At 68.0% G+C, this 13,138-nt stretch carries 12 protein-coding genes; 5 read left to right on the forward strand and 7 right to left on the reverse strand.

Annotation, left to right across the window (positions count from 1 at the left end; all coding sequences use genetic code 11):
• Positions 1–16: 16 nt before the first annotated feature.
• Positions 17–718, reverse strand: a complete 702-nt coding sequence (locus BUS84_RS00645) for a recombinase family protein (RefSeq protein ID WP_074307852.1) — start codon at positions 716–718, stop codon at positions 17–19.
• A 204-nt stretch (positions 719–922) separates the two neighbouring features.
• Between BUS84_RS00645 and BUS84_RS00650 the strand changes: the two genes are divergently transcribed.
• Entirely contained in the window at positions 923–1,702 is a 780-nt protein-coding gene (locus tag BUS84_RS00650) for a transposase family protein (protein ID WP_084756967.1), read from the forward strand.
• Between the two features lie 218 nt (positions 1,703–1,920).
• On the opposite strand, the gene BUS84_RS40500 is transcribed toward BUS84_RS00650, so the two are convergent.
• Positions 1,921–2,049, reverse strand: coding sequence for a hypothetical protein (locus BUS84_RS40500; RefSeq protein ID WP_280175082.1), 129 nt, complete (start codon positions 2,047–2,049; stop codon positions 1,921–1,923).
• A 146-nt stretch (positions 2,050–2,195) separates the two neighbouring features.
• On the opposite strand from BUS84_RS40500, the gene BUS84_RS00660 reads away from it, so the two are divergent.
• From BUS84_RS00660 to BUS84_RS00670, 3 genes are all read left to right on the forward strand, one after another.
• Positions 2,196–2,429: a hypothetical protein gene (locus BUS84_RS00660; RefSeq protein ID WP_074307855.1), complete on the forward strand. Its 234-nt coding sequence runs from the start codon at positions 2,196–2,198 to the stop codon at positions 2,427–2,429.
• 117 nt (positions 2,430–2,546) lie between these two features.
• On the forward strand, positions 2,547–3,611 hold the full coding sequence (locus tag BUS84_RS00665) for an integrase core domain-containing protein (RefSeq protein ID WP_074307857.1): 1,065 nt from the start codon (positions 2,547–2,549) through the stop codon (positions 3,609–3,611).
• 182 nt (positions 3,612–3,793) lie between these two features.
• A complete protein-coding gene (locus BUS84_RS00670) occupies positions 3,794–4,342 on the forward strand; it encodes an integrase core domain-containing protein (RefSeq protein WP_208869471.1) in 549 nt (182 codons plus the stop codon).
• Between the two features lie 474 nt (positions 4,343–4,816).
• Here the strand turns inward: BUS84_RS00670 and BUS84_RS00675 are convergent, their stop codons facing one another.
• Positions 4,817–5,812 carry a helix-turn-helix domain-containing protein gene (locus BUS84_RS00675; protein WP_074307859.1) on the reverse strand — a complete coding sequence of 332 codons (996 nt, stop codon included), beginning with the start codon at positions 5,810–5,812 and terminating at the stop codon, positions 4,817–4,819.
• Between the two features lie 126 nt (positions 5,813–5,938).
• Between BUS84_RS00675 and BUS84_RS00680 the strand changes: the two genes are divergently transcribed.
• A complete protein-coding gene (locus tag BUS84_RS00680; protein ID WP_208869472.1) occupies positions 5,939–9,655 on the forward strand; it encodes a S8 family serine peptidase in 3,717 nt (1,238 codons plus the stop codon).
• Between the two features lie 532 nt (positions 9,656–10,187).
• Here the strand turns inward: BUS84_RS00680 and BUS84_RS00685 are convergent.
• From BUS84_RS00685 to BUS84_RS39270, 4 genes are all read right to left on the reverse strand, one after another.
• A complete protein-coding gene (locus BUS84_RS00685) occupies positions 10,188–10,661 on the reverse strand; it encodes a hypothetical protein (protein ID WP_143728126.1) in 474 nt (157 codons plus the stop codon).
• Positions 10,662–10,716: 55 nt separating this feature from the next.
• The gene (locus BUS84_RS36995; RefSeq protein WP_143728127.1) at positions 10,717–11,049 is read right to left on the reverse strand and encodes a recombinase zinc beta ribbon domain-containing protein; all 333 of its coding nucleotides are present in this window, start codon (positions 11,047–11,049) and stop codon (positions 10,717–10,719) included.
• Between the two features lie 104 nt (positions 11,050–11,153).
• Positions 11,154–12,104 carry an integrase core domain-containing protein gene (locus BUS84_RS39265; RefSeq protein WP_244298291.1) on the reverse strand — a complete coding sequence of 317 codons (951 nt, stop codon included), beginning with the start codon at positions 12,102–12,104 and terminating at the stop codon, positions 11,154–11,156.
• Positions 12,085–12,252 (reverse strand): hypothetical protein, encoded by a 168-nt coding sequence (locus BUS84_RS39270; protein WP_244298292.1) that lies wholly within the window; start codon positions 12,250–12,252, stop codon positions 12,085–12,087. The genes BUS84_RS39265 and BUS84_RS39270 overlap by 20 nt, the downstream gene beginning before the upstream one ends.
• Between the last annotated feature and the right edge of the window lie 886 nt (positions 12,253–13,138).

The following is a 13,138-nucleotide window of genomic DNA, read 5'->3' on the forward strand; positions in this document are numbered from 1 at the left end:
CAAGCCATCTCAGATGTCACCTACTGATGCAGCAGACCCGATCGTCGATTCCGCAGACGATGGAGACGTGTTGCTGCCGGAGTCGCTCCACGAGCTGCTCGTCTGTGCGTTTCGGCGCGAGCTGCTCGGCGAGCGGGAACAGCGCACCGCCGAGGCTGGCTGCGGCCTGCAGGTGGCCCAGGAGGTGGTCCTGCCGGCGGTAGAGGGTCGGACCTGCCTGCGGCGCCGACCGTGGTTTGGTGCTGTTGCGTCCGTGGCGGCATCGGTACCCGGCGCGGTCGTGGGTCCAGTGCGTTTCCATCCGCCGGTCACAGACGCCACAGCGCAGCAGCTCGGTGAGCAGGTAGGTGCGGGTGCTGCCGTCTTCCGGCTTCGGCACCGCGCGGATGCTCTGGGCCGCGACGAAGTCCTGTTCGCTGACCAGCGCTGAATGGGCCTGGCTCTTGGAGATCACCCATTCGTCAGGCAGGCTCCAGTGCCGCGGCGGCTGCCGATCCGCGAGCCGGGCCTCGACGTCGTCCTCGGCCGGGTGCCGCTTGTTCTGCCGGTTCCACACCTGGCGGCCGGTGTAGCGGGCGTCGCCCAGGATCGACGCGACAGTACGTAGCGACCAGGAGTGGTTGTGCCGGTGTGGGTTGCGTTCCGGGTCGGCATCCGACGGGCACGGCACCCCGGCCTCGTTGAGCGCGCGGGCGATGCCCGCGTAGCTGCTGCCCAAGGCGCTCCGCTTCGGTCCTCGGCCCGGTCGAGCCGACCAGCCTCTTCATCGCTTCGCCGCCGCGGATGTCGAGCGCCGCGAAGCGGAGGCGCCGGAGGATCCGCTCGGAGCGGTCCTCCGGGGCGAGAAGCCATACGGCCGCGCTAAGGGATGTCTCGCAACCCTGGCGTTTGTCCGCTGAGGACGTTGCGTCAGGATGCCTGGGTGCAGGTGATCACGGCAGCCCGTCCGGAGTGGGTCTTCCCGTTCACCGGGTTGCAGCCCGCCCAGTTCCGCCGGCTGGTCCGGCTGGTCGCCGAGCGTGGCGGTGACGGCATCGCCGACGGCCGGCCGGGCCGGCAGTGGGCCCTTGACCTCGCTGACCGGGTGCTGCTGGTGGCCGCCTACTGGCGCACGAACCTGACGATGCGGCAGATCGGCCCGCTGTTCGGGGTGTCGCACTCCGCGGCCCACCGGGTCATCGACACCCTCGCCCCGCTACTGGCCCTGGCGCCGGTGCGTAAACGGCCGGTCGAGCAGATCGCGATCGTCGACGGCACGCTGATCCCTACCCGCGATCACCGCCTGGCCGTCCGGAGCAAGAACTACCGGTACTCGACGAACCTGCAGGTCGCCATCGACGCCAGCACCCGCCTGGTCATCGCCGTCGGCGATCCGCAGCCGGGCAACCGCAACGACACGATCGTCTACCGCAGCTCAGGGATCGACCAGAAGTTGGACGGGCGGCCGGTGATGGCCGACGGCGGCTACCGCGGCAACCCCGAGGTGATCATCCCGTACCGCAAGCCCTCCGACGGCAGCGATCTGCCGGACTGGAAGGAAGCCCTGAACGTCGAACACCGGACCGTCCGGGCAGGGGTCGAACATGCCCTGGCCAGGATGAAGTGCTTCAAGATCCTTCGCGACTACCGCCGCGCCGCCCACACATTGGCCGACGCCGCTTCCGGCATCGCCAACCTCCACAACATCATCCTCGCCGGCTGACCACCAGCCCGGTGCCGGGCAACGCCTTCACCCAGTTACGAGACGTCCCTTAGCGTTCTCCAGCGCGGCACGGGCCAGGGAGTACGGGGCGTACATGTGCATCACGTGCGCGTCCTTCAGTACGGTGCGCAGGCAGTGCAGGTGGTCGACGGCGTGCGAGAGCGAGTGCCAGGCGGCCTGGCTGAGTTGGTGCGGGTGCGTCTCTTTGTTGTCGCGGCTCAGCTGGCTGCGTTCCTGAGGGCGCTCGTGCGGCCCTCGTCAGGGTCCATGCGCTTGAGCCACGGTTCGATCCTGTCGAGGTGCCGGAACATCTCGGCGAAGAACTGCTGCTCCCCGTCGGTGGTCATGACCCGACGGTATGGCGTCGTGGGGCGCTGGGAAACGCGATTCGGCGGCCAGTGAGCCAGCGGGGGTGCCCCGTTCTGCCGATGCGGGCACGTGCCAGATAGGCGAAACCGCTTCGCCACCACGCCGCGCCCTTGATGATCGGGGCATGTGGGAGCGGGTCGACGTGCCGGCCGTCGGGGGTCCCGTCGACGGCCGGAACCTGCTGGTGTCTGTCGATGAGGACGGCGTCCCGCCCGAGATCATCGACCAGAACTGGCTGTGGGTCGAGTACGGCGGGGACCTGCTCGACGCCGACGTCGTGGGGGTGTACGAGCTTGAGCCGGTTGCAGGCGCCGGTCCGCCGTGGGTGTACGTCTGGGTGCCGGCGGCCCCGGGATGACCGGGGGCGACTGGTCCGGGGTGGACCGACCGTGTTGGGCTCGTAAATTCGGTTCGGTGGCTGTGACGTGCGGCTTTGTGCGAGGTCGGCCCAATCGGGGCGGCGACGATCCAAGGTATGGCAGTCTCGCTGGTGTACCTGCTCCTGCGTCAGGTCCTGCAGATGCTGACCCAGCTCGCCCGGGACGGCGGGGCGAAGGACGTCGAACTCCTGGTCTTACGGCGTCAGGTGGCGGTGCTGCGCCGGCAGGTGCACCGACCCGATCTCCAGCCCGCGGACCGGGTGGTGCTGGCGGCGTTGTCGCGGCTGCTGCCTCGGCAACACTGGGCGGCGTTCTTCGTCACCCCGGCGACCCTGCTGCGCTGGCATCGACAGCTGATCGCACGACATTGGACCTACCCACACGCGCGACCCGGCCGGCCGCCCGTAGACCGCGAGATCCGGGAACTGGTCCTGCGCCTGGCTGCGGAGAACCCGACCTGGGGGCATCGCCGGGTGCAGGGTGAGCTGGCTCGTCTGGGCTACCGGCTCGCGGCCAGCGCGGTATGGAAGATCCTGCACCAGGCCGGCGTCGACCCGGCACCCCGCCGAACGGGACCGACCTGGAAGCAGTTCCTGACCGCTCAGGCGCACACCATCTTGGCCTGCGACTACTTCACCGTCGACACCGTGCTCCTGAAACGGATCTACGTACTGTTCTTCATCGAGCTCGCCACGCGCCACGTCCACGTCGTCGGTGTCACCGCACACCCGACCGGCACCTGGGTCACTCAGCAAGCACGGAACCTGCTCATGAGCCTCGACCAGCGCGCCGAGGGGATCCGGTTCCTGCTCCGCGATCGCGACACGAAGTTCACCGCCGCCTTCGACACGGTCTTCACCGCAGCGGACATCGACGTGATTAGGATACCGCCACAAGCGCCGAGGGCGAACGCCTACGCGGAACGGTGGGTCGGCACGGTGCGGCGTGAGTGCACTGACCGGATGCTCATCGCCGGCGAACGGCACCTGTCGAGCGTCCTGACCGAGTACACCAAGCATTACAACGGCCACCGGCCACACCGATCACTCGGCCAGCGACCACCGAACCCGCCACCGCAGGTCGTTGATCTCAGCAGTGCTCGCGTCCAACGACGCCCGATCCTGGGCGGATTGATCAACGAATACTCGCACGCAGCGTAGGCCGAATCTGATTTACGAGCCCGACAGGCTACCTACGCATCCAAGGCGAACTACTCGGACTCGGCCACCGCGTGGGTGCCTCCACGATCCGCCGGATCCTCAAACGACTCGGCATACCACCAGCGCCGCTACGCCGCGACCACACCACCTGGCGGCGGTTCCTGCGCACCCAGGCGTCGACCATGCTGGCCTGCGACTTCTTCCACGTGGACTGCACACTCACCCCCCAACGCCTGTACGTGTTCTTCGTCATCGAGGTCGACAGCCGCTACGTGCACATCCTCGGCATCACCACCAACCCCAACGGGCCGTGGACCAACCAGGCGGCCCGTAACCTCCTTATGGACCTTGGTGAACGCGCCGACCAGTTCAAGGTCCTCATCCGTGACCGAGCCGGCCAGTTCACCGCCGCCTTCGACGCCGTACTGGCCGATGCCGGCGTGACCGTGTGCAAGATCCCCCCGCAATGCCCGCGGGCGAACGCGCCTGCGGAACGGTTCGTCCCGACCGCCCGCAGCGAGGTGACCGACCGCATGCTCATCTTCGGCGAACGACATCTACGCCGAACACTCAATCAGTACGCACGTCACTACAACGGCCACCGTCCGCATCGGGCCCTGCAGTTGCAGCCCCCACGGTCCGACCGTCCCATCGTTGACCTCACGCATGAGCGGATCAAACGCCGACCCGTCCTCGGCGGGCTGATCAACGAGTACGAACGAGCCGCGTAGAAGTCCAGCTCGGGCCCCATGACAGGGATTCGGCACCCCACAGGGGTGCCCTCAGCAGAGTGTCGGCGTCAATTAGGTCAACCGCTCGTCGTGCTTTGACGAGGCGGTCGGAGAGCGCGCCTCCGAGATCGAAAACGTTGAAGACTCCGCGAGCGGGAAGCCGCATTCCAACGATTCTTCCATGTACCCGGTCAACGAGTGCTACGCACAGGAGGCACTCGCAGAGGCGCGGCGAGCTCTTCGGCCGGGAAGCATGACCGGCTAACTGCCAAGAACGCGGCGGATCTCGTCACGCAGGCTGGCGGGGTGCGCGGCGCAGCGCTCAAGTTCGGCGATCACCGTCCGCTCGCGACAATGAATCTGCCCGGAACCTCTGCGAACAGACAGGATCAAGAGAGGACCAGCAGGTCGATAGGCAGCAGCACGAGCCAAATTCCTCGCGGACGGACCGCCTGGCCGCACCAGGTCGCCCGCTCACAGCCAGCCGCGGCGTTCCGCCAGGCAGCCTGCTTGGAACCGGCTCGACGCTCCGAGCTCGGTCATCACGCGCTGGAGCCGGCGGTACGTCGTCCGGGTGCTCCAGCCGTTCACGCGCGCGATCGCCGTGTCGGTCAACCCCGCCATCATCATCGTGAGCAGTGATCGGGTTTCCTCGTCCGGCCGAGTGAGGCCACCAAAAGCACTCGGCGTCACCGCGGACGCGTCGAGCGGGGCGGCCTGGGCCCATTCGCCCTCGAACAGAGCTTCGAGGGCGGTGAGCAGCGGGGAGTGCCGGACGAGGTAGGCGACCTGCAGGCCGCTCCGGCTGAGGTCGAACGGGATGAGGGCGTCCTGGTCGTCGCGGATGATCAGCTTGATGGGCAGGGTCCGCCGGGTCCGGGCTTCTTCGCCGCCGCGTACGGCGGGCAGGATGTCCGTTTCCAGCTTCTGGGGCCAGGCCACCGCGTCCAGGCTGTAGATCACGCGGTGCGCCACGCCGTCCTTCTGGTGGCGGACGATCTGCGCCTGGGTGTTCCTGGCGGCGCCTGCGCCCCCGGGCACCTCGTAGTAGGGCGGCGTGTCGAACACCCGGACCTGCTGGTGCGCCTCGGATTCCAGGTGGGCGACGGCCGCGGCGATCGTTTCCCGGTCGGTCAGCTGCTCGATCACGAGTTCGGGGCTCGTCCGGTGCGCGCTGCGGTGAATTTCCGAGAGCGAGTGCACCTTCGCGCGCGCCGCGCTCAGTTCGCGTTCCCGCAGCTGCACGAGCTGGTTGATCGCGATGTCAGGGGGAGCGGCCAGGTACCGCGCCGGGCTCCCACTACCGGCCGCCAGGTGCTTCGCGTTGAGGGCGGCAAGGGTCCGCTGCACCGGGCCCGCCGGGGTCGACAAGTGGTCGGCGAGCGCGGCGACCGTTGACCCGGGCAGGGCGACCAGCGCTTCGTAGACCCGCTCCTCGTCAGCGGACAACCCCAGGACTGCGAGCTTCATTGTCGAGATTGTGCCAGGTGGCAGTATGCAGCCACGAGGGGATCTTGCGGCGTTGATCGACGGCTGGCACTGTTCGGCCGCAGTGGCGCCCGTTGAGCTGCGCCCGCGCAGGAAGGAACCCCACCATTGAAAACTTCACGCACGCGTCGGGCCATCGCGGCGGCCGCATGCCTCGCGTTGTCGCTCGGCTCGATCGTGGTCGCCGGTTCGGCGTCGGCCGCTCCCGGCGGATCATCGGGGCGCACCGCCCCGCAGACCCACACTGTCACCCTGATCACTGGTGATGTCGTCACGGTGAACGCGACCGGTGACGCCGGTGACATCGGAGGGACGATCTCGGTCAACGGACCGGACGGCGGACCCGCCGACGCGAGGATCTTGGAGTCGGCGGGAGACGTGTACGTCTTTCCGTCCTCGGCGCTGACCTACCTCGGCAAAGGCGTGCTCGACCGGCGGCTCTTCAACGTCACGGACCTGATCGCCGACGGCTACGACGACGCTCACCGCGCCGACCTGCCCCTGATCGTCTCCTACGCCACCCAGTCGGCGGGGTTCCGTGCGAACGCCGCGCCACGGGGATCGGCGCTGGTCCGTCCACTCACAAGTGTCGACGGTGCCGCCATCACCGAGAACCGCGTGCAGGCGCGCGATTTCTGGGCCGCGGTGACGGCAGGCACGCCGTCGTTCTTCGCGGCGGGTGAGGTGACCCCGGCTTTCGCGAACGGCATCAAGCAGATCTGGCTCGACGGCAAGGTGTACGCGGACCTGGCCGAATCGGTCGCGCAAATCGGCACGCCGGAGGTCTGGGCCGGCGGCGACACCGGGCAGGGCGTCGACGTCGCGGTCCTCGACACGGGTGTCGACGAAGGCCACCCCGATCTGGCGGGACGCATCGTCGAGACCCGCAGCTTCATCGCCGGCGAGGACGTCCAGGACGTCCTCGGCCATGGCACCCACGTCGCTTCCACCATCGCCGGCACGGGCGTCGCGTCCGGCGGCGCCGAGAAGGGTGTCGCCCCCGGCGCTCGCCTGCACATCGGAAAGGTGCTGGCGAACTCCGGCTCCGGCAGCGACTCCCAGGTCCTCGCCGGCATGGAGTGGGCGGCGGTCGAGCAGCACGCCAAGATCATCAACATGAGCCTGGGTACGCAGGAGCCTTCCGACGGTACGGATCCGTTGTCGCAGGCCGTGAACCGGCTCAGCGCGCAGACCGGCGCGCTGTTCGTGATCGCGGCGGGCAACACCTCCGGCCCCGGTACGGTCAGCTCGCCAGGTGGAGCCGACGCGGCACTCACCGTGGGCGCCGTGGACAGCGGTGACCACCTCGCCGATTTCTCGAGCCAGGGTCCCCGGGTCGGCGACGGCGCGCTCAAGCCGGAGATCACCGCCCCCGGCGTCGGCATCCTGGCCGCGCGGTCGCAGTACACCGCCGAAGGGGAGGGCTTTTACCAAACGATGAGCGGCACGTCGATGGCCACGCCGCACGTGGTCGGCGCTGCCGCGCTGCTCGCCGCGAAGCACCCCGAACTCACCGGCGCCCAGCTGAAGGACCTGCTGACCAGCACCGCCAAGCAGACTCCCGACTACACCGCGTTTCAGGCCGGCAGCGGCCGCGTGGACGTGGCAACCGCCGCCCGTGCCGGGATCTTCGCTTCGGCCACCGCCTCCGCCGGGCAGAACGAAGCCGGCCCGGTCCGCCGCCCGGTGACGTACACCAACCTCGGTGGCACGCCGACGACGCTCGCACTGTCGGTCGCGGCCTCCGGCGTACCCGAGGGAATGTTCCGGCTCTCGGACGACCGGGTCACCGTGCCCGCGCACGGCACCGTTACGGCCACCGTGACCATCGATCCGTCGGCCGCGCCCGGCGGGTCCAACGGCTTCAGTGCCCAGATCCTGGCCACCGAACCGGACGGCGCGCTCGCCGCGCACACCGCGGTCTCGGTCGGCGCGCCGGCGCACCTGCTGACCATCAACGTCAAGGACGCCGCGGGCAAACCCGCGTCGGCGTTCGTCATCGTGCTCCGGGCGGGCGATCCAAACCCGATACCGGTGCCGGTCGACGGCACGGTGAGCTTCTACACACCGGAGGACCAGTACTCGGCGCTCGGCTACCTGGCCGTGTCCGGGGTCCACGGCCCGAACTCACAGGGGCTGGCGCTGCTCGGCGATCCCGACTTCACGTTCACCCGGGACCGCACGATCACGCTGGACGCCGGCCGCGTCCGGCTGGTCGACGAGACCACCCCGCAGCCCGGCGTCCCCACCTACCTGCGGCTCGAGTACTCGCGGATGGTCCACGAGGACGGCCGCTGGCACGACTTCGTTCTCGCGAACGAAAGCGTCGACAGCCTGTGGATCCAGCCGCAAGGCAAGGTGACGCACGGCGACTTCATCGTCGGTGCGCGGTGGCGCAAGGAACAGCCGGCGCTGACGGTGTCCGCCCGGGGGACCGACTACACCGACGTCCTCCGGCAGCGGGGCGTCACCGCACTGCCCGACGGAACCCGGACCCTGCAGTTGGTCTTCGCGGGTGCGGGGGCGCCGTCGGACTACGCCGGCCTTGACACGAGGGGCAAGGCGGTGGTCATCCGGCGGTCCGCGTCGGCGACCCCGTCCGCGCTCGCCGAGGCGGCGGCTGACGCGGGCGCCAAGCTGCTGCTGGTGGCCAACGACCGGCCCGGCCGGCAGAGCCTCTACTTCGGGACGGACTCGGGGCAGCCGAGCCCCATCGACGTCGGGCTCCTCAGCTCCGACGAGGGCGAGAAGCTGATCGCCCAGGCGCGGCAGCGCAACGCGCTGCGCACGGAGTCGCACCCGGCGCCGGCCTACGTCTACGACCTCATGCACACCTGGGACAACGAGTTGCCCAAGAGCATGGTCGTCCGCGCTTCGAGCAAGAACCTCGCGCGCATCGACCAGACGTTCGCCGGCGCCGTCCCCGCTGGTGCGGGCGAGGAGTGGCGGTACGACTTCCCGGCGTACTCGGAATGGGGTATCGGGAACTACGTCGCCATGGCCGCCAGCGGCCGCCGCACGGACTGGGTCAGCACCGACGGTGCGAACCGGTGGGGCCACGAGGTCTACGACGGCCTCCTGGGCCAGTGGGGCGTCCGCCGGAGGTACAAAGCCGGCACCGTGTCGGACGACGAGTGGTTCACGCCCATCCAGCGGCCCTACCTCAACAACAACTACCTCGGGCCGGCGCGTACGGAGAACGAGATGCGGATCGACGTGCCGGGGTACGGCAACGCCGACCACACCGGCGCGATCTCGGACTTTCAGCACGCAAGTCAGACCGTGACCCTCTACCAGGGCGACACCCACCTGGGCACGTCCAGCAACGGGCTCATCATGTACCCGACGGCCCCCAGCGCCGGGCCGCGGCAGTACCGCCTGGTCGTCGAGAACCAGCGCGACGCGTCCGTCAGCCCCTACTCGTCCTCGACCACGACAGCATGGACGTTCACCTCCGCCGCCCCGAAGGTCCCCGGCCAACGGGACCTGCTCCCGCTACTGCAGATCCGCTACGCCGTTGACCCGGACGCCTCCGGATCCGTGCCCCGCGACTCGACGTTCGGCGTCACCGTCGAACAACGCGCCCCTGTCTCAGTCGGCCTGACCGCGGTAACGGTCGCCGGCGGCGGCACCCCTCGCTCGCCCGGCGTCGAGGTCTCCTACGACGACGGCGCCACCTGGACCCGCCTCCGCGACGACCACCGAGGCGCCTACCGCCTGGACGCACCGAAAAAGGCGCACTTCGCCTCCCTCCGGGTTACCGGCACCGATTCCGCCGGTAACTCCGTCACCCAAACAATCCTTCGCGCCCTCGGCCTCCACTAACCCTTACCCTTGCGGCCCGCCCCAAGGGGCGGGCCGCAAGTACGCGAACCTCAACGTTCTTTCGCGGTCACTTGCCCTGTGGGGTGCCAAATGGGTTTGTCTCGCGAACGGTGTTTCCGGCGGTCTTCTAGTAGGTCTCAGCGGGGGACTGTACAAATAACGACTGATCGACCGATCAAGGGAGAGACGCCAGATGACGACCGAGATCACCTCGGGGCAGGAGCCGGCCGGCGGGCCGGCGGGTCGGTGGGTGCGGTCACGGACCCCGGTTACGTCATTGCGGGGGTGGCTCACGCTCAGTGACATGGGGACGCGTACGGCATCGCAGGAGCGTAGCGCCGCCACTCGTCGGGACTGATCGGATCGCCGACGCTTGCGCAGATTTCGATGTGCAGCTTTGCGGGTGAGCGTGCTGGCGCGGGCCGCGATTTCGTCATCTGGGACGCCGATCCAACGGGCGATGTCCTGACCAGGCTCTTCGACCTGGAGACGACCTCATCGGCGGCCCCGAAGAGGTCACCTCCGGCTAGGCTCATGTGAGCTTCAGAGTTGTGCCGAGCCTCATCGATGGTGGGGCAATGGGTCGTGCCGCCCCTCGGACACGAACCATAACCCCACGGTGCGCGCTGAGATCCACTGCAGCGCGCACCGTTTGCGTTTCTGTCTGGTAGGTCAGCCGGAGGCCTAGCTGCCGGTAGACCTCGGCTTTGTCGTCGGGGTCGGCGTTGCGCAGCACGGTGGCGATGTCGCCGAGCGCTCGGACCAAGTCGGCGATCTGGGAGCGGCTCATCCGGCGTGGCTCCGTCTGCTGGGTCGATTGAAGATCGGCTTCGGCTCGTGCTCGTTCGGCCTGGGTTTGGGTGATCCAGCCGGTGACTAGTGCGGGATCTGCGCCGGCGTCAAGGGCAGCCCTGTACTGCGCGAGCTTCGTGTCACAGGCCGCGATGGTGGCCCGGGCTGCGGCCGTAACTGGCGTGAGTTGATCCACGGGCTGGGCGTCGGCCATGGCGGTGATCGTTTGTTCGAGGTGGTCCGGGGCGAACGCGGACGCCAGCCACTCGTCAAGCGGGTCGCTGAGGGCGTCCTCGCGCAGGTAGACGTTGCGGGGGGTGTTCGACCTCGTTGGCGAGGGCGTACTCCTGCGGAAAACGGCAGCGGTAGTAGGCAACGCCGTGGCTGTACTGGCCTTGCATCCGGCGCTGGCAGACGGCGCAGTAGATCAATCCGCGGAAGATATAGGGGTTGCGGGTGCGGCGGTGGCGTTCCTGACGGTCGACGGCTCGTGCGCGACGGGTGAGCAGGGCTTGGGCTTGCTCGAAGGTGTCGTCATCGATCAGAGGTGGGTGAGTGATGTCTTTGGAGATCACCCACTTGTCAGCGGTGTTCCAGCGCATGACTCCGGTGTGGCCCAGTGCTACATCGTCGACGTCGAGGAGGACTTCGTCGGTGCGTTGTTTGTTCCATACCTTGCCCTTGCCGAAAAACTCGTCCGCGCAGGTCAGGCGGCATGTCGGTACTCGTGGAGGATGCCGCCGAGGCGATCGCGTCGTCGTATGTCGAGGCGGGTTATCTTGTTCGGGTCGGCGATCTGCGCTGGCAACGGGCACAGCGGGCGGGCGTTGGCGATGCCCTGGTGCGGGCGGTGTCCGTTGTAGAACTGTTCGAACTCGCGCAGCGCGTGGAGCAGGTGCGGCTGGTTCCAGTTCAAGGTGCGGTCCAGTAGTTCGCGACGGCAGGTCTGTACCCAGCGTTCCATGATTGAGTTCATTCTTGGCATCTGGATGCCGCTGAGTACGACGTCGATGCCCGCGTCGGCGAGGATGGCGTCGAACATCTCGGGGAACTTGGCGTCGTGGTCGCAGATTATGAAGCGTGCCCGGCAGCCGGTGTCCTCGAGGTCCATGACGAGGTTCTTCGCGGCTTGCACCACCCAGGAGGCGGTCGGGTGCGCGGTAGCTCCCAGGACCCGGATCCTGCGGCTGGCGTGCTCGATCGCCGCGAACACGTACATCCGTGTCCCGGTGAGGGTGAACGTTTCCAGGAAGTCGCAGGCCAGGAGGGCGTCGGCTTGGGAGCGAAGGAAGTCGGCCCAGGTACTGGCCGCCCGCTCGGGCGCCGGGTCGATCCCGGCCTCCTGCAAGATCTCCCATACGGTCGACGCGGCCACCTTCACCCCTAGCACCAGCAGTTCGCCGTGCAGACGCCGGTAGCCCCAGCTGGGATTCTCCCGAGCCAGGCGCAGTACCAGGGCACGTATGGAACGAACCGTGCGCGGCCGGCCCGGGCGCTTGGGCCGGGAGGCAACTGCGTGCCGGCGGGCCAGCAGATCGCGATGCCAGCGCAGCACCGTGTCGGGGCGCACTAGCAACCGCAACCGCCGCAGCACGTCGCGCGGCAGCCGGTGCAGCAGGAACGCCAGGAACGCCCGATCACTCGCGTCGAGGCGCACCTTCTCCTTGCCCAGTTGGCGCTCCAGCACCGTGGATCTGATGGCGCAGGGCACGGATCTCCACGTCCTTGTCCCGGTCGCTCATCGGCAGCAGTCGCAGCACCGCGAACGCCTTCGTCATGCCCAGATACACCAGTCGCAGCAGCACGGCAGCCCATCATGCCGCATCGATCACCAGCTACGCGCGGACTCGCGCCCAGCAACCGGGCCAACGTCTCCGACACCACACACCGGTCCTCACCAGGGCGGATGGAGTTTTCGGCAGGGGCAAGGTCATCCACCAGCGAATCCCTGATGTTTTAAAGTCGATTGCGGTAGTGGCACAACCTTGCGGCCTTGCTCCAGGGCTCGACCCGGTCAGGCGCGTGGCGCCGACCGAGCGCGGGCGCGAGAAGCCGGCGTGGGAGCGCGCCCACGCCGTGTCGCCACTCGCGGTGGCCGCAATGCCGTCACCACAACGGGTACCGGTCACGTTCATCCACGTTGGATATTGGCTGGCTCAGGACGCGAACGTGGTCCCGTGACCCTTGACACCTTTGTGTCGGGGGTGTTAACAATAACTACGCACACAATGTTAGCGCCAACATGGCAACCTAACCGCAACAGGGTCTGAGTGAGCCCATCCGTACCTCACTCCAACCACTCGGTGTTGTCTCATCTCCACTAGAGATCGGATCGCTATGTTAGCGCTAACACACGCCTCAGGCGGGATGGTCCGTGTCGTGTTGGGTGGCTGACTTCGGGGTCAACTGGCGGCCTGCAGGCCGCGCACCGTGGCGGTCACATAGAACCGCCAGCCCTGGTCGGGCCACGCCGCTCCCCGTCAGCAGGGGGAGGAGCACGGTCCATCCCAACGAAGGCGAACGCAGTTCGTTGGCTCCGGCGACCCGCTGGCAAGTCCCCAGCCGGCGGGCAACAAAAGAACAGGAGTACCAGTGAGAGTGAAGAAACCCAGTATCCGTTCGTTAGGTCTTGCCGCCGTCATAACGCTGGCTGCGTTCGTGCCAGTATCGACCCAAGTTGCTTCCGCCGAC

The organism is Micromonospora cremea (assembly GCF_900143515.1).
GTDB classification, from domain to species: Bacteria; Actinomycetota; Actinomycetes; order Mycobacteriales; family Micromonosporaceae; genus Micromonospora; species Micromonospora cremea.